This window comes from Mesorhizobium sp. WSM4308, from assembly GCF_002294905.1.
Lineage (GTDB): Bacteria > Pseudomonadota > Alphaproteobacteria > Rhizobiales > Rhizobiaceae > Mesorhizobium.
This window is the reverse complement of sequence record NZ_NSFW01000009.1, coordinates 292,726-314,209: the sequence shown is the minus strand read 5'-3', so window position 1 is coordinate 314,209 and position 21,484 is coordinate 292,726. Positions and strand designations below refer to the sequence as shown.

The 21,484-nt window shown below is 63.7% G+C and carries 24 protein-coding genes and 1 other RNA gene; 15 read left to right on the top strand and 10 right to left on the bottom strand.

All coding sequences use genetic code 11. The annotated features are described in order from the left end of the window. Positions 1-65 precede the first annotated feature (65 nt). Entirely contained in the window at positions 66-275 is a 210-nt protein-coding gene (locus tag CK227_RS19105; protein WP_095774042.1) for a molybdopterin-binding protein, read from the top strand. Between the two features lie 66 nt (positions 276-341). Here CK227_RS19105 and CK227_RS19100 read toward each other — a convergent pair whose 3' ends face one another. Continuing rightward, positions 342-1,136, bottom strand: coding sequence for a thymidylate synthase (locus CK227_RS19100; RefSeq protein ID WP_095773998.1), 795 nt, complete (start codon positions 1,134-1,136; stop codon positions 342-344). A 157-nt stretch (positions 1,137-1,293) separates the two neighbouring features. Beyond that, positions 1,294-1,605: a DUF2853 family protein gene (locus CK227_RS19095; RefSeq protein WP_095773997.1), complete on the bottom strand. Its 312-nt coding sequence runs from the start codon at positions 1,603-1,605 to the stop codon at positions 1,294-1,296. 169 nt (positions 1,606-1,774) lie between these two features. On the opposite strand from CK227_RS19095, the gene ssrA reads away from it, so the two are divergent. Together ssrA and CK227_RS19085 are read left to right on the top strand one after the other, a co-directional pair. Then, positions 1,775-2,135: a transfer-messenger RNA gene (ssrA, locus tag CK227_RS19090) on the top strand. A gap of 113 nt (positions 2,136-2,248) precedes the next feature. Next, complete coding sequence (locus tag CK227_RS19085; RefSeq protein WP_095773996.1) at positions 2,249-2,800, top strand: AAA family ATPase; 552 nt, start codon at positions 2,249-2,251, stop codon at positions 2,798-2,800. Between the two features lie 45 nt (positions 2,801-2,845). On the opposite strand, the gene CK227_RS19080 is transcribed toward CK227_RS19085, so the two are convergent. Beyond that, positions 2,846-4,051 (bottom strand): multidrug effflux MFS transporter, encoded by a 1,206-nt coding sequence (locus CK227_RS19080; protein WP_095773995.1) that lies wholly within the window; start codon positions 4,049-4,051, stop codon positions 2,846-2,848. Positions 4,052-4,238: 187 nt separating this feature from the next. Between CK227_RS19080 and CK227_RS19075 the strand changes: the two genes are divergently transcribed. The 4 genes from CK227_RS19075 to CK227_RS19060 all read left to right on the top strand — a co-directional run bounded on the left by CK227_RS19075 (position 4,239) and on the right by CK227_RS19060 (position 6,074). Further along, the gene (locus CK227_RS19075) at positions 4,239-4,928 is read left to right on the top strand and encodes a TetR/AcrR family transcriptional regulator (RefSeq protein ID WP_095773994.1); all 690 of its coding nucleotides are present in this window, start codon (positions 4,239-4,241) and stop codon (positions 4,926-4,928) included. A gap of 146 nt (positions 4,929-5,074) precedes the next feature. Beyond that, complete coding sequence (locus CK227_RS19070; protein ID WP_010910193.1) at positions 5,075-5,611, top strand: SspB family protein; 537 nt, start codon at positions 5,075-5,077, stop codon at positions 5,609-5,611. 16 nt (positions 5,612-5,627) lie between these two features. Then, positions 5,628-5,822: a DUF4169 family protein gene (locus CK227_RS19065; RefSeq protein ID WP_095773993.1), complete on the top strand. Its 195-nt coding sequence runs from the start codon at positions 5,628-5,630 to the stop codon at positions 5,820-5,822. 24 nt (positions 5,823-5,846) lie between these two features. Continuing rightward, positions 5,847-6,074, top strand: a complete 228-nt coding sequence (locus tag CK227_RS19060; protein ID WP_095773992.1) for a ribbon-helix-helix domain-containing protein — start codon at positions 5,847-5,849, stop codon at positions 6,072-6,074. On the opposite strand, the gene CK227_RS19055 is transcribed toward CK227_RS19060, so the two are convergent. Beyond that, complete coding sequence (locus CK227_RS19055) at positions 6,071-7,867, bottom strand: chloride channel protein (protein WP_095773991.1); 1,797 nt, start codon at positions 7,865-7,867, stop codon at positions 6,071-6,073. The two genes, CK227_RS19060 and CK227_RS19055, sit on opposite strands and share 4 nt — an antisense overlap. A gap of 150 nt (positions 7,868-8,017) precedes the next feature. Between CK227_RS19055 and CK227_RS19050 the strand changes: the two genes are divergently transcribed. From CK227_RS19050 to CK227_RS19040, 3 genes are all read left to right on the top strand, one after another. Continuing rightward, positions 8,018-8,455, top strand: coding sequence for a helix-turn-helix domain-containing protein (locus tag CK227_RS19050; protein WP_095774041.1), 438 nt, complete (start codon positions 8,018-8,020; stop codon positions 8,453-8,455). Between the two features lie 127 nt (positions 8,456-8,582). Beyond that, positions 8,583-8,888, top strand: a complete 306-nt coding sequence (locus CK227_RS19045; protein ID WP_095773990.1) for a hypothetical protein — start codon at positions 8,583-8,585, stop codon at positions 8,886-8,888. A gap of 31 nt (positions 8,889-8,919) precedes the next feature. Continuing rightward, the gene (locus tag CK227_RS19040) at positions 8,920-9,807 is read left to right on the top strand and encodes an RNA polymerase sigma factor (RefSeq protein ID WP_095773989.1); all 888 of its coding nucleotides are present in this window, start codon (positions 8,920-8,922) and stop codon (positions 9,805-9,807) included. 36 nt (positions 9,808-9,843) lie between these two features. Here the strand turns inward: CK227_RS19040 and CK227_RS19035 are convergent, their stop codons facing one another. Next, entirely contained in the window at positions 9,844-13,800 is a 3,957-nt protein-coding gene (locus tag CK227_RS19035) for an AsmA-like C-terminal region-containing protein (RefSeq protein ID WP_095773988.1), read from the bottom strand. A gap of 133 nt (positions 13,801-13,933) precedes the next feature. On the opposite strand from CK227_RS19035, the gene CK227_RS19030 reads away from it, so the two are divergent. Continuing rightward, positions 13,934-14,920: a Dyp-type peroxidase gene (locus tag CK227_RS19030; RefSeq protein ID WP_095773987.1), complete on the top strand. Its 987-nt coding sequence runs from the start codon at positions 13,934-13,936 to the stop codon at positions 14,918-14,920. Between the two features lie 30 nt (positions 14,921-14,950). Here the strand turns inward: CK227_RS19030 and CK227_RS19025 are convergent, their stop codons facing one another. From CK227_RS19025 to CK227_RS19015, 3 genes are all read right to left on the bottom strand, one after another. Further along, the gene (locus CK227_RS19025; protein WP_095773986.1) at positions 14,951-15,472 is read right to left on the bottom strand and encodes a hypothetical protein; all 522 of its coding nucleotides are present in this window, start codon (positions 15,470-15,472) and stop codon (positions 14,951-14,953) included. A 176-nt stretch (positions 15,473-15,648) separates the two neighbouring features. Further along, positions 15,649-16,152 carry a hypothetical protein gene (locus tag CK227_RS19020; protein WP_095773985.1) on the bottom strand — a complete coding sequence of 168 codons (504 nt, stop codon included), beginning with the start codon at positions 16,150-16,152 and terminating at the stop codon, positions 15,649-15,651. Continuing rightward, positions 16,153-17,571 carry an FAD-linked oxidase C-terminal domain-containing protein gene (locus CK227_RS19015; RefSeq protein WP_095774040.1) on the bottom strand — a complete coding sequence of 473 codons (1,419 nt, stop codon included), beginning with the start codon at positions 17,569-17,571 and terminating at the stop codon, positions 16,153-16,155. Between the two features lie 162 nt (positions 17,572-17,733). Here CK227_RS19015 and CK227_RS19010 point away from each other — a divergent pair, with 162 nt between their 5' ends. Both CK227_RS19010 and CK227_RS19005 read left to right on the top strand, forming a co-directional pair. Next, positions 17,734-18,213 carry a thioesterase family protein gene (locus CK227_RS19010; protein ID WP_095773984.1) on the top strand — a complete coding sequence of 160 codons (480 nt, stop codon included), beginning with the start codon at positions 17,734-17,736 and terminating at the stop codon, positions 18,211-18,213. 246 nt (positions 18,214-18,459) lie between these two features. Next, the gene (locus tag CK227_RS19005) at positions 18,460-18,657 is read left to right on the top strand and encodes a hypothetical protein (protein ID WP_010910205.1); all 198 of its coding nucleotides are present in this window, start codon (positions 18,460-18,462) and stop codon (positions 18,655-18,657) included. Positions 18,658-18,706: 49 nt separating this feature from the next. Here CK227_RS19005 and CK227_RS19000 read toward each other — a convergent pair whose 3' ends face one another. Beyond that, entirely contained in the window at positions 18,707-19,186 is a 480-nt protein-coding gene (locus tag CK227_RS19000; RefSeq protein WP_095774039.1) for an Lrp/AsnC family transcriptional regulator, read from the bottom strand. An 89-nt stretch (positions 19,187-19,275) separates the two neighbouring features. On the opposite strand from CK227_RS19000, the gene CK227_RS18995 reads away from it, so the two are divergent. Further along, positions 19,276-20,184 (top strand): DMT family transporter, encoded by a 909-nt coding sequence (locus CK227_RS18995; RefSeq protein ID WP_095773983.1) that lies wholly within the window; start codon positions 19,276-19,278, stop codon positions 20,182-20,184. A 10-nt stretch (positions 20,185-20,194) separates the two neighbouring features. On the opposite strand, the gene CK227_RS18990 is transcribed toward CK227_RS18995, so the two are convergent. Further along, positions 20,195-21,043 (bottom strand): dienelactone hydrolase family protein, encoded by an 849-nt coding sequence (locus CK227_RS18990; RefSeq protein ID WP_095774038.1) that lies wholly within the window; start codon positions 21,041-21,043, stop codon positions 20,195-20,197. A 280-nt stretch (positions 21,044-21,323) separates the two neighbouring features. On the opposite strand from CK227_RS18990, the gene CK227_RS36770 reads away from it, so the two are divergent. Continuing rightward, positions 21,324-21,479, top strand: a complete 156-nt coding sequence (locus tag CK227_RS36770) for a hypothetical protein (RefSeq protein ID WP_095773982.1) — start codon at positions 21,324-21,326, stop codon at positions 21,477-21,479. Positions 21,480-21,484: the final 5 nt, after the last annotated feature.

Sequence of the window (21,484 nt, the reverse complement as noted above, 5' to 3'; positions counted from 1 at the left end):
GCATGTTGCCCAAAAGCGACCTCGGTTTTGCGAGAACGGCATGCATAAAAGCAATGGAGAGCCCGATGAAGGTCAGCGCCCGCAATGTGCTCAAGGGGACGATCACCGAAATCGTCAAGGGGGCCACCACTTCGCATGTCAGGATCGACATTGGCGGCGGCGCCGTCGTCACCGCCTCGATCACCAACGAGGCGGTCGCCGATCTCAAGCTCGAAAAGGGCAAGCCGGCCTATGCCGTGGTCAAGGCCTCGGACGTGATGGTCGGCATCGACTGACGGGGGTCGAGCTCAAGGCATGTTGAGCTCCAGATGAGGTCGGCATCACCTGAATATCGAGATCCCTCAGACGGCGATCGGCGCCTTGATCGAGGCATCGGCCACGTAGTTTTCCAGGCGGAAATCCTCGAAGCGAAAGGCGAACAGGTCCTTCACCTCCGGATTGATCCACATTGTCGGCAGCGCCCTCGGCGTGCGCCGCAATTGCTCGCGCGCCTGTTCGAAATGGTTCGAATAGAGATGCGCGTCGCCCAGTGTGTGGACGAAATCGCCTGGCTTCAGCCCGGTCACTTGCGCCACCATCAGCGTCAGCAGCGCGTAGGACGCGATGTTGAACGGCACGCCGAGGAAGATGTCGGCCGAACGCTGGTAGAGCTGGCAGGACAGCCGGCCCTCGGACACGTAGAACTGGAACAGGCAGTGGCAGGGCGGCAGCGCCATCGCCTCCACTTCGGCCGGATTCCACGCCGAAACGATCAGCCGGCGCGATTGAGGATTGCGGCGTATCTCCTTGAGAAGGCCCGCGATCTGGTCGATCGACCCGCCATGGCCGTCCGGCCAGGAACGCCACTGCTTGCCGTAAACGGGGCCAAGGTCGCCATTCTCGTCGGCCCATTCGTCCCAGATGGTGACGCCGTGGTCGGTCAGGTATTTGATGTTGGTGTCGCCGGCCAGGAACCACAGGAGCTCATGGATGATCGACTTCAGGTGCAACTTCTTGGTCGTGGTGACCGGAAAGCCGCGCGCCAGGTCGAAACGCATCTGGTAGCCGAAGACGGAGCGCGTGCCGGTGCCGGTGCGGTCGGCGCGATCGGCGCCATTGTCCAGCACGTGCTGCAAGAGGTCGAGATATTGGCGCATCGGTTCCAGCTCGATTCGAGTGTGCGCATATTATAGCGACCAGTCCGGCGGTCGAACACAGCAAAACGGCGCTAATCGGACCTGCGCATTGCGTGAGCGGGGAGAAAGTGGCTGGCCGCAACGCCGGCGCCGGCCTTCGCAAATTGACGCGCGATCGTCAGAGCGCGCCGAGTTTGCCCAGATCCTTGGCCACCAGGTAGTAAAAGGTCACGCGGCTCTTGGTGTTGTCGGCGTGCATCGCCTTGCAGGTCTTCTCGATCGAGGCGTCGGCCTTCGCCCCGTCGCTGACGCCGAGCTTTTTGGCCACCCAGCTCTCCTTGACGCGCTCGAGCTCCTTCGGGTCGGTGCAGGATACCAGCGAGGAATCGCGGTTCCTCAGCGCAATGCCCAGATGCTTGACGATCTTTTCGACCGCGTCGGAGCTGGCGCCCGCGTCGTATTTCTTCACATCCGCAAGATAGTCGGCCATCAAAAATTCCCCTCGTCGGCGCCACGGATCCGATCGATGAGGGCTGTGGCGCGCTTCGCAACTTGTGCGCTAGGTCGGTAACTCCTCACCGCTCGCAAAGCTTCCGTTGAGACCGCGCCCAAGTCAACCCTTGCCGTCGCGATTTGACACAGGGGCAAAGCCTCACTCCGGCCTTTCATTTCCGGCGAACGCCCCCTATATTCGATTTGTCGGCTTGACCGACTATGGCGATAAATGGGCGATGAAATAAGCCGTTCGGACCCGGGGGCGGTACCCGGCGCCTCCACCAAAAGCCGCTGTTGACGACAGAGCGGTTTTTGCTGGGGGCGAAATAGGATCGACGAAGGTGTAAAGATCGTACTTTTGCCCGGCATTGTACCACCGTCATCGGGCTAAACTTATAGTTGCCAACGACAACTATGCGGAAGCACGTCTCGCTGCTTAATGCAGTGCGATAGCTTCAAATCAAGCCCTAGGGGTTCGCACTTCTAGGCGGGGTTCGGAGGTACCTGGCAACAGAAACCTCCACTTCTCCCCCTGCCTCAATCCACGTCACGCGCAACGGCCGCCTTTTGCCGTCCGGACTTCGTACGGCCCATTTGCCGCGAAGCCGCATCGCGTGCCTCTTTCTCCATGGACAGGAATGCAAAACGATTCCGATCGATTCTTCGTGCTGACCGGTGGCCCGGGCTCCGGCAAGACCACTTTGATCGAAGCCCTGCACCGGGTGGGCTTTGCGACTTCAGTCGAAGCCGGGCGCGGCATCATCCGCGACCAGTCCTCGATAGGCGGAACCGCCCTGCCCTGGAGCGACCGCGCGATGTTCGCCGAACTCATGCTGTCGTGGGAAATGCGCTCATATCGGAACGAGGTCGAACAGAAGGGACCGGTCTTCTTCGATCGCGGCGTGCCGGACACGCTCGGCTATCTCAGGCTGAGCGGCCTGCCGGTGGCAGAACACATCAGCACCGCCGCCAAGCGCTTCCGCTACAATCGGCGCGTGTTCATCGCCCCGCCCTGGCCTGGCATTTTCACGCAGGATCAAGAGCGCAAGCAGACATCAGACGAGGCCGAGCGCACTTACCATGCGCTGGCCGGCGTCTATGTGGAGCTGGGTTACGAGCTGGTTCCGCTGCCCCTGGCGCCGGTCGAGACACGATTGCGTTTCGTATTGGCCGAGGCAGGGCTGAAATGAAAAGGCCAGGGAAACCCGGCCTTTTCATGCGCTTGCGAGCAATGCCTATTCCGCCGGCGCTTCGACCGCCTCGCGCGAACGGCCAAGCGTGACCTTGGCCAGCGTGAAGGAAATCACCGCGCAGAGCGTGATGCCGGCGACCATCGGCAGCGGCGTGCCGTCGAAGAACACGCCGGCGACGCCCATTGCGAGCGCGCCGATGGCGAAGTGCAGCGTGCCCATCAGCGCCGAGGCCGTGCCGGCGATCTCGCCATGTTCTTCCATAGCCAGCACCGAGGTGGTCGGGATGACCAGGCCGAGGAAGCCGTAGCCGACGAACAGCAGGGCCGCCATCACGTCGAGCCGGTCGACGCCCGTCGCCATGATCGCCAGCAGCACCACCATCGTCGAGGCGTAGCCGGTGACCGCGACGCGCACCACGCGCCGCAGCCCGAAACGCTCGGCCAGCAGGCCCGTCAGCTGCGACATGCCGATGAAGGCCACCGCGTTGATCGAGAAGAACACGCTGTAGACCGAAGGCGACAGCCCGTAATGGTCGATCAGGATGAAGGACGAGCTCGACAGGTAGACGAAGAAGCTCGCAATGCCGAAGCCGGCGATCGCCACCAGGCCGAGGAAGTTGCGGTCGCCCATCAGGAAGCGATAGCCGGCAAGCGCGGTGCCGAAGGAAGAACCGACGCGCTCCGCCGCCGGCCGCGTTTCCTTGAGGGAGGTCGCGAGCAGGATGGTGGCAAGGGCTGCCGCAGCGGTCACCGTCCAGAACACGGCGCGCCAGCCGAAATTCTCGATGATCTGGCTGCCGGTCAGCGGCGCCAGGATCGGCGACACCGAAAACACCAGCATCAGCAACGACATCAGCTTGGCCGCCTCATTGCCGGTGTGCAAGTCGCGCACGATGGCACGCGGCACGGCCATGCCGGCGCTGGCGCCAAGGCCCTGCAGGAAGCGGAAGGCGATCAGCCACTCGATGGTCGGCGCCATTGCCGAACCGATGCCGCCGACCATGAACAGCGCAAGACCGCCATAGAGCGGCAGCTTTCGGCCGACCATGTCGGAGATCGGCCCGACGACGATCTGGCCGAAGCCCATCGACAGGAAGAAGATCAGCAGGCTCATCTGCACGGCGGCGGTGCCGGCGTGCAGATCCGCGCCGATCGACGGCAAAGCGGGAAGATACATGTCGATCGCGAACGGGCCGATGGCGGACAACAGACCGAGCACGACCGCGATGCGGAGGAATTTGGCACTCATGATATTGGCTTCTTTCGAAATCTGGTTGCCGCCGCCAGGCGACGTCTGACCTAGGACGTTCCATCCCGTGAGCTTCCGACACTCCAGCAGCGAATCTTGTCGTCTCCCGGCGCGAAATCTCTTAATCGCATGTCCATAAATTTAGACAGTCTTGTCTAAATCGTCAATCACCTCTATATAGATTTTGATGAGAGCCAGCGTTTCTCCTGACACTTCCCCGCCACGCGGCCATGAGGCCAAGCGCCTGTCGATCGTCGACGCCGCCGCCGGCGTGTTCTGCCGCGAAGGCTTTGCCGGCGCCAATATCGATCTGATCGCCGCGGAGGCCGGCGTCTCGCGCCAGACCGTCTACAACCACCATGGCGACAAGGAAAAGCTCTTCATGGCCGTGGTGCGCGACCTCACGGATCGCTGCAATGTCGGCATCTTCGCCACCATTGCCACCTTCCCTGACCAGCCCGGCGATCTCGAAGCGGATTTGATCGGCTTTGCCGTGCGCCTGAATCAGAACTGCATCTGCAACCGCGACGGAAAATTCCTGCGCAAGCTGATCCAGACCGAAGGCGAACGCTACCCCCAACTGTTTGCCGAATGGCGCGAACAGGGTCCGGGCACGACGTGGCCGGCAATCGCCGCCCGCTTCGCCCGCCTCGCCTATGGCGGTTACCTCACCATCGATGACCCCGACGTCGCGGCGCGCCAGTTCTTCGGCCTGGTCAATGCCGAACTGCAGACCACCTTCATGCTCGGCGGCACGCCGCGTGAGGACGAAGTGGTGCAATCGGCGACGAATGGCGTGCGCACCTTCCTGCGCGCTTTTGGCAGGCGCCCTTCCCCGGGCAACGTCAAAAAGCACACTGCGCTGGCCAACGCATAACATTTGCGGTTGCCGCAAAGCCGCCTTGCCGATCAAATCGTTGGCAATAGTCCTCGCTTCGACGTGACGGTGGGCTATATCAGGTTTACGCCGCGCTCAAGCTTGATTACAGCTATGCGGACGATTCAACGGAACCCGACCACCACATGGCCGACGACCACATCCGCTACGACATTCTGGCCCAGGAGGCGTTGCGCGGCGTCATGCGCAAGGTCCTGGCCGAGGTCGCACGCACCGGCCTCCCCGGCAACCATCATTTCTTCATCACCTTCCTGACCGGCGCGCCCGGCGTGCGCGTGTCGTCGCGCCTGCGCGAGCGCTATCCCGAGCAGATGACCATCGTCATCCAGTTCCAGTACTGGGACCTCAAGGTGACCGACACCGGCTTCGAGGTTGGCCTGTCCTTCTCCGACGTGCCGGAGAAACTTGAAATCCCGTTCTCGGCCGTGCGTGGCTTCTATGATCCCTCGGTGAATTTCGAGCTCGAGTTCGACGTCAAGACCGATGCGCAGCCTGAAGAGGAACCGGCCCAGCCGGCGTCCGAGCCGCTGACCATCGTTTCCGAGAAGAAGCCGAAGGCCGAGAAGAAGGCTGCAGCCGAGCCGGAGAAGAAGCCCGCCGCAACCGAGGCCGGCGCCAAGGGCGCCGAAGTGGTTTCGCTCGACGCCTTCCGCAAGAAATAGCTTCGCGGTCCGCGCCATGGCCGACATCGTCAATCTCCGCCAGGCTCGCAAGCAGAAGGCGCGGGACGAGAAAGCGCGCGTCGCCGAACAGAACCGGGCCCTGCATGGCCGTTCCAAGGCGGACAAGCAACGCGACCGGCTGAATGCCGACAAGGCCGAAAAATTTGTCGCCGGCCATCGCCTCGACCCGTCCGGCAAGGACAAGCAGTGAGTCTCCGGCAGTGAGTCTCCGGCCGTGAGCGTCGTCGAAAAGCGTTCGGTGACCATTCGCGGCCATCGCACCAGCTATTCCCTCGAAAAGCCCTTCTATGACGACCTCGTCGCCATCGCGGCGGCGAGAAAGCTGACGCTGGCCGCACTCGTCGCCGAAGTCGATGAGACGCGGCCCCGCGACACCAACCTGTCCTCGGCGCTGCGGCTTCATGTCCTGGAATGGGCGAAGCGCGGAACTGGCTTGGGCTAGACGCCTTCGACCGCGTCCGCCTTTCTCCCGCGCCTGGTGCCGAAGCCAAGCAAGGTCGAACGGTCGCGTTCCTCGGCCTGTTTCCTCGACCGCACGCGCATCAGGTCCTTCCAGCCGACATAGCCGATCAGTTGCAGGCTTTCGCGGGTCACGACCGGCAGATGCGAGACATTGGCCATCAACAGCTTGTCGGAGAGGCCTTCGAGATACTCGTCGGGATAGGCAAGCGTCACCTTGCTTCCAGCAAGCAGGTCGCCGAGCGTCGTCGTCCTGTGCTTGCCGGCACGGCGCCAGCGCAGGATCGCCGGCGGATCGATGAGGCCGAGCACCCGCCTGTTCTCGTCGATGACCGGGAAGCTCGGATGCCGGGTTTCCGGCGCGGTCAGGAACGCCGCCGCGCCATGCAGCGTCATCGTCGCCGGCACGCTCTCGACCTGCGCCGTCATCACCTCGCGCACCCTGGTCAGCGCGAACGGGTCGACGCGGTATTCGCGCACGAGGTGGTGCCCGCGCCTGGCGATCTTCTCGGTCAGGATCGACCGTTTCATCAGGAGCACGGTGACGGCGTGCGCCGCGGCACAAGCCGCGATCAGCGGCACCAGCACATGCGTGTTGCCAGTCAGTTCCACGGCAAAGAACGTCGCCGTCAGCGGCGCCCGCATCGTGCCGCCCATGGTCGCCGACATCGCCAGCAGGGCCCAGAAGCCCGGATCCGCCGCGGGCAGGATGCCGGCGAGCACCGCCCCCATTGCGCCACCCATGATCAACAGCGGCGCCAGCACGCCCCCTGATGTTCCCGAACCGAGCGCCACCGACCAGATGATGGCCTTGACCACCAGCAGCAGCAGCGCGGCGGCCGCGAGCGTGCGGCCATCCAGCATGTCGGCGATGTTGTCGTAGCCGACGCCGAGCGCCCGCGGCTCGATCAGCCCGCCAATGCCGACCACCAGGCCGCCGATCATCGGCCACCACATCCAGTGGATGGGCAGTTTCTGGAAGGCGTCCTCGCAGGCATAGACCATCTGGGTGAGCAGCCCTGACAGCAGGCCGGCGCAGATGCCGACCAGAACCCAGCCGCCAAGCCCGGTGAACGAGACCGCCATGCCGCCCTGAAACGGAAAGATCGGCCCAGGCAAATGCAGCACGGTGCGCTCGACCTCGGCAATGATCGCGGCAACCGCCACGGGAATGAAGGAGCGCGGCGTCCATTCGAACAGCAGCAGTTCCACCGCCAGCATGATGGCCGCGATCGGCGTGCCGAACACGGTGGTCATGCCCGCTGCCGCGCCAGCCACCAGTAGCGTCTTGCGTTCATTGTCGGTGACCGGCAGCATCTGCGCGATCAGCGAGCCGATCGCGCCGCCGGTCATGATGATCGGGCCCTCGGCGCCGAACGGCCCGCCTGAGCCGATCGAGATCGCCGACGACAGCGGCTTCAGGATCGCAACCTTGGCATCGAGTTTTGAGCGCCCGAGCAGGATCGCCTCGATTGCTTCGGGAATGCCATGGCCACGGATCTTCTCGCTGCCGTAGCGCGCCATCAGCCCGATGATCAGGGCGCCGATGACCGGCACCACCACCGCTGCAAGCCCAAGCGGCGTATCCTGCAATTTCAGATCGGCGAACGTGAACTGGCCAAAATGGGCAATGTTGGTGGCAAGCCGGATCAGTTTCAAAAGCACGATGCCGGCGAACAGCCCAGCCGTGGCGACCACCACGGCGATGGTCGCGATGGTCAGCACCCGCGCGTCGGTGGTGAAATCCCTGAGATGGTTGTTTTCGGAGAGCTTCATGGCGGGCTTTCTGGCGACGGCCGGATCTCGAATACGCGGCACGGCGAAGACGCCGTCCGGTTCTGTCGGCTCGCTATGTATCGTAACACGATATAAATTCAAGCTGGTTCTCCATCAAAACCGTTTGAGCCTTTGGCCGGAATGGAACAAATGTCGGGAATGACGCAGCCCAGGAAATCTCGCCCCACCATCGAACTGGCCGACTACCAGCGGCTGTCGGAGTTTCGCTATCTGATCCGCCGCTTCCTCGAATTCAGCCAGCTGCAGGCGGAAGACGCCGGGCTGACGCCGCGCCAGCATCAGGCCTTGCTGGCGATCAAGGGTTATCCGGGCGGCGGACCGATGACGGTCGGCGATCTGGCGGAGCGCCTGCGCATCCGACATCACAGCGCCGTCGAGCTGGTCAACCGCCTGAGTGAAGCCGGCATGGTCGTGCGCGATCAGGACAAGGACGACCATCGCCGCGTGCTGCTGCGGCTGACCGAACGCGCCGACGATCGCCTGGCCGAACTGTCGGCGGCGCATCTCGACGAGCTTTCGCGCATCGAGCCCATGCTGAGGCGCTTGCTCGATCAGGGCCGCGAGTGACGCTTCGGCATCCTGCGCTGAATGGCAGCTTTTATTTTTCGGGCGCCCGCATCTTTTGGCTTCCCGGCATCGTCTAGGCGATGAGAGGCCCAAAGGGCGCGCAAGGCAATCGAGAGGAAGACCAGCGATGAAACGCCATCTGATACGCTACAAGATGAAGCCCGAACGAGCCGATGAGAACGAGCGGCTGATCCAGGCCGTTTTCCGGGAATTGCGCGACAAATCGCCGGACGGCGTCCGCTACCTGACGTTGCGCGCCGCCGATGGGACATTCATCCATCTGGTCGAAACGCAAACCGATGCGCATTCTGATAGCATCACCGGCCTGGCCACATTCAAGGCTTTTCAAAGCGGCTTCGGGGATCGCTGCAGCGAATCTCCGCAACGCGACGAGATGGCCGTGATAGGCAGCTACCGGATGCTGGATGCCTGATCGAGGCAGACGAGGCGCAGAACGGACGCTCATGAACATTCCCATTCCCGGCGGGCAGCATGGGCTCTTCGAGCGCCTGTTTGGGGAATTGCGCCCCAAGCTGCACCGCTACTGTGCTCGCATGACGGGCTCGGTCTTCGATGGCGAGGATGTGTTGCAGGAGGCGCTGGCCAAGGCGATCGAGGCCTTGCCCGGTGCCGGCCCGATCGCCAATCCGGAAGGCTGGCTGTTTCGCATAGCCCACAATACGGCGCTCGATTTCCTGCGCCGCCGCACCCGCGAACAGGCCTATTCCGACGAGGATTTGGACATGATCGTCGACCCGGCGAATCCCACCATCGATCGCCAGGCCGCTTCTGCGGGGCTGCATACCTTCATGCGCCTTCCCGTCACGCAGCGAAGCAGCGTCATCATGATGGACGTTCTGGGCTACTCCCTGCAGGAGATCAGCGCCACGCTCGATACCAGCATCCCCGCGGTCAAGGCCGCGCTGCATCGCGGCCGCGACCGGCTGCGCCAGATTGCGCACGAGCCCGACGACCGCCCTCTCCCGAGACTGAGCGCTGCCGAACGTCAGTTGCTCAACGCCTATATCGATCGCTTCAATGCCCGTGATTTCGACGCGGTGCGCGATATGCTGGCTGAAGAGGTGCGGCTGGAACTGGTGGCCAGGGCACGGCTCAACGGCAGCAAGGAAGTCGGCACCTATTTCGGCAACTATTCCAAGGTGCAGGATTGGCATCTCGTACCTGGCTTCGTTGAAGACAGGCCGGCAATCCTCGTCCGCAATCCCAACGACCCGACGGCGCGACCCGCCTATTTCATCCTGCTGGCCTGGCAGGACGGCAGGCTTGCCGCCATCCGCGATTTCCGCCACGCCCGCTATGTCGCTGACAGTGCCGAGATGCTCGTTCTCTGACACGATTTCGGAACGGGAAGGCTTCGCGCAACCGCCCTACTGCAACGACTTCAACAAATTATCGATCGTGAACGGATTGGACTTCGGCTTGACTGGCGGCGGGTTGTCGTTGGTTTGCGGCAACGGCGCAGGCTCGACCTTGGGCGCCTGTTCGGCTGCCTTGCGTTCGGCTTCCAGCCTGGCCTTTTCCTGCGTGGCGATGCGCATCGCCTCTTCCGCCTTCTGGCGCTCCTGCTCGGCCTGCGTCTTGGCTGCTTCGTCGGCGGCTTGCCGCTCGGCCGCGGCCTTGGCGTCGGCATCGGCTTTGGCCTTCGCGTCGGCATCAGCCTTGGCTTTCGCTTCCGCGTCGGCCTTCGCCTTGGCATCCGCTTCAGCCTGCGCCTGGGCGTCAGCCTCCGCTTTCGCCTTGGCATCGGCCTCGGCTTTCAGCCGCGCCGCCTCTTCCTGCTGGCGCAGTTCCTCGGCGGCCTTGTCGCGCGCGTCCTGCAGTGCCGCATAGTAGCGCACTTCGCGCCGCAGGCGTTGCTTCTCCAGCAACGCCGCCTGCATCGCCTCGACGCGCTGCTGCTCCTTCTCCAGCGCGCGCTGGGTCAGGAACTGCGCCAAAGGCTCGCTGTCGAACTGCCGTTTGACGGCGCCGAACGGCCCCTCGGCGGTGAAATTGACGACCGGCTCGGAACCGACCAGCGCCTCATCGCCGGGCCGATAGGTAATGGCGCCCTTGGCGGAGACCGTGCTGGTATTGAGATCGGCCGTGACATCGGCGGACAAGGTCGCCTCCGGGTTTTCGAGGCTGATCGGCGGTGCCCTCAGCGTGCCGCCAGCGATCGTGAAGGCGATGTCGGCATTCCCGGCGGGGAAATTGCCATCGGCGGCGATCCCGGGCGCGAAATCAGCGGTCTTGGCCGCATCGATGTCGCGCCCGATCGCGTCCGCCTTGGCCAGCAGAGCGTTGAACGCGTCGGGATTGACGCCCGCCACCTGCAAACCCCTGAGCGTCGCCGTGCCGGAACCCGAGAGGGCGGCGATCATCGCATCGACCGACTTGCCGCTGGTCGACAGCGTCGTCGAGAAATCGCCGACGCCGCCAATGCCGGTATCTGGCAATACGGTTGCCAGATCGGCGCCCGCCAGCTTCATCTGGCCGGTGAAAAGCCCGGTGCCCTCATTGTTCTTCAACTCGAACAGGCCAGTCAGCGCCCCACCAAGAAATTTTGCCTTCAGGTCCGAAACGCGGATGCCTTCCTGGTCGAGCTTCAGCGAAAAAGCGGCGTCATAGGCGGTGGCGAACGGTCCGGCGGCAAGCGCCGCCGTCGTCAGGTCGAGAGCGGCGGTAAACGGCAGGCTGGACTTCTGGCTGAAGGGTGCTGCCGGCCAGGAGCCGCCCTTCTCGCTCGCGCTTTTGTCGGCGCCATTCTTCTCGACAAGGAAAGCGGAATCGCCGAACAGCGCCACGGCCATCGGATCGAGATCGAGCTCGTCGAGTGCCAGCGCGCCCGCCAGATGTGGCACGCCGTCCTTGGCGTCGATGTTGACGTCGCCGGACACCGCCGCCTCGTTGATCGCGCCGCTGACATTGTCCAGCACGAGCAGCCCATTGCCATAGTCGCCCTGCGCCGAAAGCGATGTCGACATGCCTGCCCCCATGCCCGGCAGGCCGATGCCCGACGTCATCAGCCACGGTTCGATGTCGGCCGCATCCAGATTGATCTTGCCCTTGGCGGCAGGCCCTTGCGGCGTGTCGGCAACGGTTCCCTCGAAGCTGGCCTTGAAGTCATTGCCGGCAAGGCTGAAAGTCGTCGCCAGCCCGCCGCCCAATGTGCCTTTGGCCTGGATGTCGGTCGTTGCCTCGCCCAGCATGCCGAGCGGCAGCGCCGGCAGGCCGTAAAGCGCCAGCAGCGCCGTCGCATCCGGGTTTTTGGCGTTGAAGGTCAATGTCACCGGCGCCTCGAGAAGCTTGTCCGGCGCGCCCTTCCCCGACAGCGAAGCCGAAAAGGCCGAGCCGCCGGCGTTGCCCTGTCCGCTCACCGCCAGGCCCGTCGTGCCATCGCCATTGTCGGCGGCACTTGCCACGAGGTCGACGCGCGCATCCTGGAACAGGTCGGGATAGGCGGCAGCGCGGCTCGCCAGTCCCTTCAGCACCGCATTGTCGGGATAATGCTGCGCGGCGACGTCGATCAGCGGCTTGAGGTCCACAGCGACAACCGATGCGTCGAGCTTGCCGGTCGGGCTCGCCGGGAAATCCTTGATCCGGCCGGTGGCGCTTATCGAGGCGCCGGCCAATCCGCCGACCGACAGCCGGTCGACTTCGAGCAAGCCGTCACGCAGCCTGAGCGCGGTGTCCACCGTATCGGCGGTCAGCCCGCCGGCGCTGACGGGCCCGGCCCTGATCTGGAAATCGAGATCGCGGTCGGCAAAGCGGTTGGCGCCCTTGTCGCTGACGAAGATCGAGGCGAAGGCCGCCAGCCCGTCGACGTCGAGCTCACCGCCTTCGAGCCGCATCAGAACCGATGGCCTGGCTTCGTCAGGCTGGCTGGAATCGATGCGGCCGGAGAATTTCGCCTTGCCCAGGATCAGCTCGAGATCGCTGAAGGCCTGGCGCTTTTCCGTCAGGTCGACCTTGGCCTTGAAGCCGGCGGCGGGCAGACGGCGGATCGCCTCGTCGACATCTTTCGACAGCCAGGCGGCAAAACCGGATGGCTGCGCCACAGCCAGCAGCAGCGAGCCGGTGAAGCCGAAATGGCCCTCGACGCTGAGCATGCCGTCGGCTTCCAGCGTGGTGCGTCCGGGCAAGGTCGCAGCCAGCGATTTGACCGACCAGCCGCCCTCGGCCGGCTCGGCGGACAGATGCACGTCACGCACGGTGGTGTCGCCGGCCACCACAGCCGGCAGCTTCACCTCGACGGTGCCGGGGATGGTCGGCTTCGGCAGAGCGATCAGCGCCTGCTCAAGCCCGGCAATGCGCTGGTCGAGCGTCAGGCCGGCGCCGGCTTCTGCGCCCACCGCCTCGTCGAACTGCACCTGCGCGCCATTGGCCTCGATGGCGAAATTAGGCTTCTGGCCGAGATCGACAGAAGCCTTGCCTTCGGCGGTGTAGGGATTGTCCAGTGGCCCGGTTTCGAAACGGAATTCATCGACGCCAAGCTTCTGGTGGTCGAGCGAGAACTTGCCGTTCAGGCGAAAGCCCGGATCGGGCTTGCCGGCGCTGACCTTCACCGTCTCGCCATCGGTGCCGCGCAATTGGGCTGAATTCTTATCGGCGCCGGAGATCTTGAACTGGCCGGAATAGACGGCGGCACCATTGGCGATGCCGGCATTGCCGTCGGTTTCGAGGACCAGCGGATAGGCGTCGGGATCGGCCTTCAGCCGCAGCCGCATCTGGCCGGTGCCTTCGGCCTTGCCGGTCGATGCCGCGACAGTGGTGCGCAATCCGTCAAGCCGCAATGTGCCGTCCATGCGCCACGGGCCGGCCAGAGACTTGGCCGAAATGGTCGAATTGATCTCGGAAAAGATATGGCTGCGTCCACCGGCGGCATGGCGCAGTTCGATCTGCCCTTCCGTCACCGTCAGCTTCTCGATCGAGATCTGGTTGAGGTCGAAGGGCGAGGACGGCCGCATCGCCCAGTCGACGGTGCCGTCATTGGCAATATCGATGGTCGCCTTCGGGTGCACCAGCCGCATGTCGAAGATCAGCACCTCGCCGCGCAGGAATGGCGCCAGTTCGGCATCCATCGAAAACGTCTCGACGGTCATGGCCGGCTGGCCATTGGGGCCGCCGGCGACGGCAACGTTGGAGAAGGTCACCGACGGGAACGGCAACAGCCTAGCCGTGGCGTCGCCCTGCACGGTCACCTTGCGGCCGAGGATGGCGCTTGCCTCACGCTCGAACTGGGCGCGGTAGCCGGTCCAGTCGACAAAGTACGGAACCACCAGCGCCGCGCACAGCACCAGTACGAACAGGCCACCGAAGATCACGAACAGGCGTGCGAGCATCAGCTCCGAACAGGTTGATTGAAATTCTGCCGCACTCTACCCGCATCCGCGTGTCGATAAAGAGGCAATTCATCCAGTATTGCGTCATCCCAGGCGATCTGAAACAAATCCGGCAAAAGCGGAGATTTTTCAGATGTCAGGCAAGAACTGGGACCGCGTGCCGATCGACGCGCAGAGCGTCGATGCGCCGCTTTCGCAATCGGCGATTTTTCTTGTCGTCACCGTCGCCGGCGAACAGCCCGCCCTGGCCAAGGTCTGTTCCGTGCTCGGCGAGCTTGACGATCTGGTCAAGACTGTCGGTTTCCGCGATCTTGGCGGCCGCCTGTCGTGCATTGCCGGCATCGGCCGCGATCTCTGGGATCGGCTCAGCCCCGGCCGGCGGCCGCAGGAACTGAAACCGTTCGCGCCGATCAAGGGCGCGGTCCATTCGGCGCCGTCCACACCGGGCGACCTTCTGTTCCACATCCGGGCCGAACGGTCCGACATGTGCTTCGAGTTCGAGCGTATCCTGCTCGACCGGCTTGGCCCTGATGTCACCGTCGTCGATGAAGTGACCGGCTTTCGCTATTTCGATGCCCGCGACCTGCTCGGTTTCATCGACGGCACTGCCAACCCGACCGGCCTCGACCTGCCGGCCTCGGCGCTGATCGGCGACGAGGATGGCGACTTTGCCGGCGGCTCCTATGTGGTCGTCCAGAAATACCTGCACGACATGCAGGCCTGGGCGCGCATTCCGACGCCTGAGCAGGAGGCGATCATCGGCCGCACCAAGATCGACAACATCGAGATCGACGATGACGAAGCCCCGCGCAAATCGCACAAATCGCTGGCCACGATCGAGGATGCCGAAGGCAACGAATACGACATATTGCGCGACAACATGCCGTTCGGCCGGCCCGGGCAGAATGAGTTCGGCACCTACTTCATCGGCTATTCCAGGTATCTCTGGGTCACCGAAAAGATGCTGCAGCGCATGTATGTCGGCGATCCGCCGGGCGCCTACGACCGCCTGCTCGATGTCTCGACACCGCAGACCGGCACGACATTCTTCGCGCCGACCCGCCCGATGCTGCAGGCCCTTGTCGAGGGCGTGCGACAGCAGCTTCCCGCAGCACGGTAAAGCGGCTGCCGACAGCCCTTGTCGCAGGAATCAGCGTGCGTCGCGCTTGGCTTGCGCCACCTTGCCTGCCTTGCGCTGCCGGCCCAGTTCCGCCGGCCGGACCAGCTTCGGCGCCCGCTCGTTGGCGACGGCCCGCATGCCCTTGTGAGCCGTGCGTGAATTGTGCGCGGGACCGTCCGCCGGCGCCCTTTGCTTCATCGCCAGCGCCTTGCGTGCGTTCCCGACCAGTGAAACGCGGGCCGCCAGTTGGCGCCGCCGTTCGGCCTCGCCATTGAGCCGCCGCATCGCCATCGCCAGCACCGCCAGCTTGACCTGCGAGCCGCCATCGGCCTTTGAAGCGGCAGCGCCCTTCGGCGCGCCCTTGCCGCGTATTTCACGGCGGCGGCGATGTGCTTCGGCCTGCGCCTTGTCGCGCCGCCCGCGAAGCAGCTTGACCAGTCCGGAAAGGTCGACGTCGGAAAGCTCCTGCACCACCGGATGATGCGACTTCTCCACCAGTTCCTTCTCATCGGCACTCAGTGCGCGCGCTTCTTCCTTGCGTGAAATGGCCATGACAGTTCTCCTCCGCTGGCAACGCCTGTCTTGTCAGACCTGCCGCGCAAGGAGCCTCGACCCGAATGACGGCGCGGTCAAGACGACGCTTTTGTCCTGACGCGTTCGGGTTGTCTTCACTAGGCCGGGCTTAAATATCACGCATGACGAGCTTGCGAGACCTCCGCCTAGAGAGGTCAGGGGCCCTCTCCGGCGGCCTCCATCAGCGCAGTCAAGACCGCTCCCTTGCGAAGGCTTGTCGAGAAACTCTTGGCGACGAACTCCAGCGTCGAATCGTGGAACGTCAAGATGAAATGCCGATAGTCTGAAAACAGTTCGGCTGTATGGGACGAATGAACCCGATTTGCCTTTTCCAGGGAGGCTATCCACGACGAGTTGCAGACCTCAAATGCCTCGTAGGCCCGCAAGCCCGACTGATAGAGACGATGGCCACTGACGGCCTCGTCATTCGGCGGGCCGAACTGAAATGCCAGGTAAGGCTCTGCCGCCAGGATGGCGACTGACGGGTTGCATGTCAGCGGCGAAACCGAGCGCGGTTTCGTGCCATCGAAAGATGTTTCTGGAGCATTGGCGAGGTAGGCGACGAGCAACCTGCCTTCATCTGCAAACACATGAGGCAGCGGCGCGCCTGCGGACAACAGCGGCACCTCGATCGGCAGCAAGGTCTCGGCAATCGACATCTAGTGGTCGCCGCCCGGCAATATCTTGCCAGGATTCATGATGTTTTGCGGGTCCAGCGCCTGCTTGATGGTCCGCATGATGTCGACGCCGTGACCGAGCTCGCTGCGCAGGAAACCGATCTTGCCCTGGCCGATGCCGTGCTCGCCGGTGCAGGTGCCGTCCATGGCGATCGCCCGCAGGTTGAGCCGTGCGACGAATTTTTCCGACAGCGCGATCTCGTTGGGATCATTCACATCCATCAGCACCAGCACGTGGAAATTGCCGTCGCCGGCATGGCCGACGATCGGCGCGATCAGGCCCATCTCGGCGATGTCGGCTTCGGTTTCGGTGACGCATTCGGCAAAGCGCGAGATCGGCACGCAGACGTCGGTCGACAGCCCCTTGGCACCCGGCCGCAGCGTCAGCGAGGCCCAGTAGGCGTCGTGCCTGGCCTTCCACAGCTTCGTCCGTTCCTCGGCGACGCTGGTCCACAGGAACGGCCCGCCGCCATTTTCCTCGGCGATCATGCCGAAGGTCTCGGCCTGTTCGGCAACGCCGGCATCGCTGCCATGGAACTCGAGGAACAGGCACGGGCTCTCGGGATAGTCGAGCTTCGAATAATTCTTCATCGCCCGCATCTGCAGCGCATTGACCAGTTCGATGCGCGCCACCGGAATGCCCATCTGGATCGTGGCGATGACGGCGTTGCAGGCCGCCTCGACGCTCGGGAACGGGCAGACGCCGCCGGAGATCGCCTGCGGAATGCCTTGCAGCTTCAGTGTCAGCGAGGTGATGATGCCGAGCGTGCCTTCCGAGCCGACAAGCAGCCGCGTCAGATCGTAGCCGGCCGAGCTCTTTTTCGCCCGCTTGCCGGTCGTCACCGTCTCGCCATCGGCCATGACGGCGGTCAGCGACAGCACGTTCTCGCGCATCGTGCCGTAGCGCACCGCATTGGTGCCGGACGCCCGCGTCGCCGCCATGCCGCCGAGCGAGGCATTGGCGCCGGGATCGATCGGAAAGAACAGGCCGGTGTCGCGCAGATGCCGGTTGAGGTCCTCGCGCGTCACGCCGGGTTCGACCGTGCAGTCGAGATCCTGCGGATTGACCGCGAGGATGCGGTTCATCCGCGACGTGTCGATCGAAATGCCACCGCCCGGTGCGTTGGTGTGGCCTTCCAGCGAGGAGCCGACGCCAAAGGCGATGACCGGCACACGATGCGCGGCACAGGCCCGCACGATTTCCTGCACCTCGGCGGCCGTCTCCGGGAAAGCGACACCATCGGGCGCCTGTGTCGGAATATACGTAGTGGTGTGCGCGTGTTGCGAGCGGATGGCCTGGCCGGTCTGAAAACGCTCGCCGAACTGCTGCTTGAGGATGCCGAGCACCGCCGCGATGCCTTCCTCGTTGCGTTCGACCGGATTGAGGTCGCTCAGAGCCATGAATTCCTCCGCGAATGGACCAGCGCCCACGCTTGTTATGCAGCTATGGATGCCTAAAGCAATTCCAGGAAAAGTGTGAAGCGGTTTTCCGTCCGGAATTGCGTCAGAACAAAAAAGTCTTCGCAGCCACAATTTGTCCAGCACCAGAACAAGGAAGTTTCGATGTCCATCCCTGCCCCCTTCGTCTCCAGGCCCATGGAAATCGAGAAGGACTGGATCGACTACAACGGCCATCTCAACATGGCCTATTACAACGTGCTGTTCGACCGCTGCTCGGACGAGGCCTTCGAGGCGATGGGCATGGGGCTGGACTATGTTAAGGGGCGCCGTCTGACCATCTACACCGCCGAGGTCCATGTCTGCTACGTCCAGGAACTGCATCTCGACCACAAGGTCCAGGTGTCCTTCCAGCTCATCGACCATGACGAGAAACGGCTCCGGGCCTTCCAGGAAATCCGCCATGTCGACGGCTGGCTCGCCGCCACCTCCGAGACGCTGTCGCTGCATGTCGACATGTCGGGGCCGAAGGTCGCGCCCTTCCCCGCCGATGTGATGGCCAAGGTCGAAGCCATGCGCGCCGCCCATTCCGTGCTGCCGATGCCGGAGCGTGCCGGCCGCTCGATCGGCATCAAACGCAAATAGGGCGAAGCCGACACCGCTCCGAACAGAGTGACGGAACCTCAAAGCCACACCGGCGATCCAAAATCGCCGCCCCCTCAAATCGGCCGGTCCCAGTGCTTGAAGCCGCCCGGCACCCGCATTAACCTTACCGAGGTTTTAACGGGAACAAGCCAATTGAGCCGTTGAACGACTCAGCGGAGCGGTCGAAAACGATCCGCATCGAGTTGCGATACGGACGGCGGGGCGAAGCCGGTTCGAGGGACGTGCATGAAAACCGACATCAAGATCGAGGTGGACAGGCTGGCCGCTGATCCGCGCATCACGGACTATGATTTCTGGCGTTCGCTCAAGAACGTCGACAACGAGATCTTCCACATCGCCAACAACAATGAGCCGATCCCGTTCGACATGATTCGCTGGCGCAGCATCCTGAAGCGCGCCCGCCTGAAGCGCGGCCACGCATAGGCCGGCGAGACGGCTCGCGAAAACACCGGGCAACCAATCAAACCGCCGTTTACGGCGACCGCTTCACCGCCGCCAGCGGCGAGCGCGCCACCACCGGTGACGACTGGATGATGGCCGTATTCGTCATCGCATAGGGAATGATGCGGTCGATCACCCGTTCGAGTTCGGCCACCGAGCCGACATGCGCGAGCGCGATGAAGCAATCCTCGCCGGTCACCCGGTCGCACTGCGCGATCTCCGGCGTTTCACGGATGATCTCGGCCACGACGGACAATTGCCCCGGCACCGGCCGGACGCGAAGCCATGCCGACAGTTTCAGGCCCAGCGCGGCGGGATTGATCTTGACGCAATAGGCCTCGATCACACCGTTTTCCTGCAGCCGCTTGATGCGCTCGGCGACACTCGGCGCCGACAGGCCGACCGAACGGGCAAGCTCCGCCGTGCTGGCCCGCGCATCCTTTTCCAGCAGGCGCAGGATCTTCATGTCGGCCACGTCGAGATCGATATTTTCAGTTCCAAGGCGTTTCACGGACAAATCCTTGCATTCGACAGAGATATGATCCGGTTGATCGATCATCATCCATGTAGGTTGCGGAAAATGCCTGCGATACTGATCCGATGGACGATCAAGCGCAAGCTCCCACGGCAGGCCCTGCGCTTGCCGGCACCGGCTCTGGCCTTGGCGGCCTGGCAACAAAGTTGCCGCCGCATGTCTGGTTCGGCGTCAGCGCCATCTTCCACTATCTCGGCCCGGCCTTCGCCGTGCTGCTCTTCCCCCATGTCGGCGTGCTCGGCATGGCATGGCTGCGCATCGCCACCGCCGCGTTGATTTTCGCACCCCTGACGCGCCCCTGGCGCAGCTTCGCCCGCGCCGATCCCCAGACACGCTTGCTGTTGCTGGCCTTCGGCGCTTGCCTCTCGGTGATGAACTGCTCCTTCTACCTGGCCCTCGACCGCTTGCCGATCTCGCTGGTTGCGGCAATCGAATTCGTCGGCACCATCGGCGTCGCGCTGGTCGGTCTCAGGAGCCTGCGCAATCTCGCCGCCCTTGCCGTGGCCGTCACCGGCACCTTGCTCCTGATCGACGTCAGATGGTCCATCGATCCCGTCGGCCTGTTCTGGGCCTTCCTCAACGGCGCGCTCTTCGTCGGCTACATCGTGCTCGGCCACCGTGTCGCCCGTTCCGGCGCCGGCGACGGCATTGCCGGCCTGGGTGCCGCCATGGCGGTCGCCTTCGTCGTCGTACTGCCGATCGGCTTCCGCGACGCGCTGCCAGCCTTTTTCTCACCGCCGCTGCTCATCGCCGCCATCGGCGTCGGCATCTGCTCCTCGGTCATTCCCTACATCTGCGACCAGCTTGCCATGTCGCGATTGCCGCGCTCGAGTTTCGCGCTGATGCTGTCGCTGCTGCCGGTCACCGCGACGTTGATCGGCGTCATCGTGCTGCGCCAGATTCCAAGCCTCGGCGATTGCCTGGGGATCGCATTGGTCGTCGCCGGCGTTGCCTTCCACAAGCCGGCGCGCTGAAACAACGACTCTAGGCTAGCTTCTCCTTCAGGAAGGCGATCGTCCTGCCCCAGGCGAGATCGGCCGCTTTCCTGTCGTAGCGCGCCGCCGACGTATCGTTGTTGAAGGCATGGTTGGCGCCTTCATAGACATAGAACGTGTATTCGACATGCGCGGCATCGAGCGCCTTCTTGAACGCATCGATGCCGGCATTGGTGCGATCGTCCAGCCCGGCATAGTGCAGCAGCAGTGCGGCCTTGATCTTCGAGGCATCGGCGGCATTCGGCTGCATGCCGTAATAGGCGACGCTGGCGGCGAGGTCGGGCGCGTTGACGGCCAGCATGTTGGCCGTGCCGCCACCCCAGCAGAAGCCGATGGCGCCGACCTTGCCGTTGCCGTCCTTGTCGGCCTTGAGGAAGGCGACGGTCGCCACGCCGTTGGCGACGGTCTGCGCCGGATCGAGTTTGGTGAACATGTCGCGCGCCTTGTCCTCGTCATCAGGCGTGCCGCCAAGCGGCGACAGGAAATCCGGCGCCAGCGCCACGAACCCCTCCAGCGCCACGCGCCGGGCGACGTCACGTATATGCGGGTTGAGCCCCCGGTTTTCGTGGATGACGATGACGGTGCCGAGCTTGCCGGCCTGGTTCGCCGGCTTGACCAGATAGCCCTTCATCTCGCCGACGCTGCCGGGATAGCTGATGTCCTCGCCTTTCACGCGGGCATCGTTTTCGGCAACGATCGCCGCCTGGGCGGAATTCGCCGCCAGCATCGGCGCGATCGCGGCCGCTGCCGCACCCGATCCGGCAAGCCTGGTCAGTTGTTCCATGAAGCGGCGGCGATCGAGCGTCAGATGCGTGTATTCGTCATAGGCATCGATCATCGCCTGCGTGATGACAGGTTTGTCGGCGATGGTGGATCTGGTCACGGGGGCGCTCCTCGACTTTGGTGTCCTTGCGTTCGCAAGATAGGGGCGAGGCCCGCATCGTCCAGTCACGGCTCGGTGTCGCTTCCGTTCCCTGGCAAGCTGCGGCAACCATCATCACGATTTTGTCATCGGCGACAAATCTTGATGGCGCTGCCACAATAGTGGGGGAAACTGACTATCCGGCCGGTCCATGACATGGCCGCGGTTCTGAAGGGCCTGAAGGAAAGGAAAACTGATGACCATGACCTCGCCGATCCTGGCAACCGCCTCCATGCTTGCCGCGGCCGCCATTCTGGCGATGCGCGCAACCATTGTGGCGGCGAACCGGAAGTCCATGGTCAAGGTCCCCAGCCGCCAGCGCCATCCGGCAAACACGAAAACCCAGGGTTGAGGTGA

What these genes read in the sequence shown, in the direction of transcription:
- CK227_RS19105 (WP_095774042.1), top strand. Translation starts at nt 66, where the DNA reads ATGAAGGTCAGCGCCCGCAATGTGCTCAAGGGGACGATCACCGAAATC.
- CK227_RS19100 (WP_095773998.1), bottom strand. Translation starts at nt 1,136, where the DNA reads ATGCGCCAATATCTCGACCTCTTGCAGCACGTGCTGGACAATGGCGCC.
- CK227_RS19095 (WP_095773997.1), bottom strand. Translation starts at nt 1,605, where the DNA reads ATGGCCGACTATCTTGCGGATGTGAAGAAATACGACGCGGGCGCCAGC.
- CK227_RS19085 (WP_095773996.1), top strand. Translation starts at nt 2,249, where the DNA reads ATGCAAAACGATTCCGATCGATTCTTCGTGCTGACCGGTGGCCCGGGC.
- CK227_RS19080 (WP_095773995.1), bottom strand. Translation starts at nt 4,051, where the DNA reads ATGAGTGCCAAATTCCTCCGCATCGCGGTCGTGCTCGGTCTGTTGTCC.
- CK227_RS19075 (WP_095773994.1), top strand. Translation starts at nt 4,239, where the DNA reads ATGAGAGCCAGCGTTTCTCCTGACACTTCCCCGCCACGCGGCCATGAG.
- CK227_RS19070 (WP_010910193.1), top strand. Translation starts at nt 5,075, where the DNA reads ATGGCCGACGACCACATCCGCTACGACATTCTGGCCCAGGAGGCGTTG.
- CK227_RS19065 (WP_095773993.1), top strand. Translation starts at nt 5,628, where the DNA reads ATGGCCGACATCGTCAATCTCCGCCAGGCTCGCAAGCAGAAGGCGCGG.
- CK227_RS19055 (WP_095773991.1), bottom strand. Translation starts at nt 7,867, where the DNA reads ATGAAGCTCTCCGAAAACAACCATCTCAGGGATTTCACCACCGACGCG.
- CK227_RS19050 (WP_095774041.1), top strand. Translation starts at nt 8,018, where the DNA reads ATGTCGGGAATGACGCAGCCCAGGAAATCTCGCCCCACCATCGAACTG.
- CK227_RS19045 (WP_095773990.1), top strand. Translation starts at nt 8,583, where the DNA reads ATGAAACGCCATCTGATACGCTACAAGATGAAGCCCGAACGAGCCGAT.
- CK227_RS19040 (WP_095773989.1), top strand. Translation starts at nt 8,920, where the DNA reads ATGAACATTCCCATTCCCGGCGGGCAGCATGGGCTCTTCGAGCGCCTG.
- CK227_RS19035 (WP_095773988.1), bottom strand. Translation starts at nt 13,800, where the DNA reads ATGCTCGCACGCCTGTTCGTGATCTTCGGTGGCCTGTTCGTACTGGTG.
- CK227_RS19030 (WP_095773987.1), top strand. Translation starts at nt 13,934, where the DNA reads ATGTCAGGCAAGAACTGGGACCGCGTGCCGATCGACGCGCAGAGCGTC.
- CK227_RS19025 (WP_095773986.1), bottom strand. Translation starts at nt 15,472, where the DNA reads ATGGCCATTTCACGCAAGGAAGAAGCGCGCGCACTGAGTGCCGATGAG.
- CK227_RS19020 (WP_095773985.1), bottom strand. Translation starts at nt 16,152, where the DNA reads ATGTCGATTGCCGAGACCTTGCTGCCGATCGAGGTGCCGCTGTTGTCC.
- CK227_RS19015 (WP_095774040.1), bottom strand. Translation starts at nt 17,571, where the DNA reads ATGGCTCTGAGCGACCTCAATCCGGTCGAACGCAACGAGGAAGGCATC.
- CK227_RS19010 (WP_095773984.1), top strand. Translation starts at nt 17,734, where the DNA reads ATGTCCATCCCTGCCCCCTTCGTCTCCAGGCCCATGGAAATCGAGAAG.
- CK227_RS19005 (WP_010910205.1), top strand. Translation starts at nt 18,460, where the DNA reads ATGAAAACCGACATCAAGATCGAGGTGGACAGGCTGGCCGCTGATCCG.
- CK227_RS18995 (WP_095773983.1), top strand. Translation starts at nt 19,276, where the DNA reads ATGGACGATCAAGCGCAAGCTCCCACGGCAGGCCCTGCGCTTGCCGGC.
- CK227_RS18990 (WP_095774038.1), bottom strand. Translation starts at nt 21,043, where the DNA reads ATGATCGATGCCTATGACGAATACACGCATCTGACGCTCGATCGCCGC.
- CK227_RS36770 (WP_095773982.1), top strand. Translation starts at nt 21,324, where the DNA reads ATGACCATGACCTCGCCGATCCTGGCAACCGCCTCCATGCTTGCCGCG.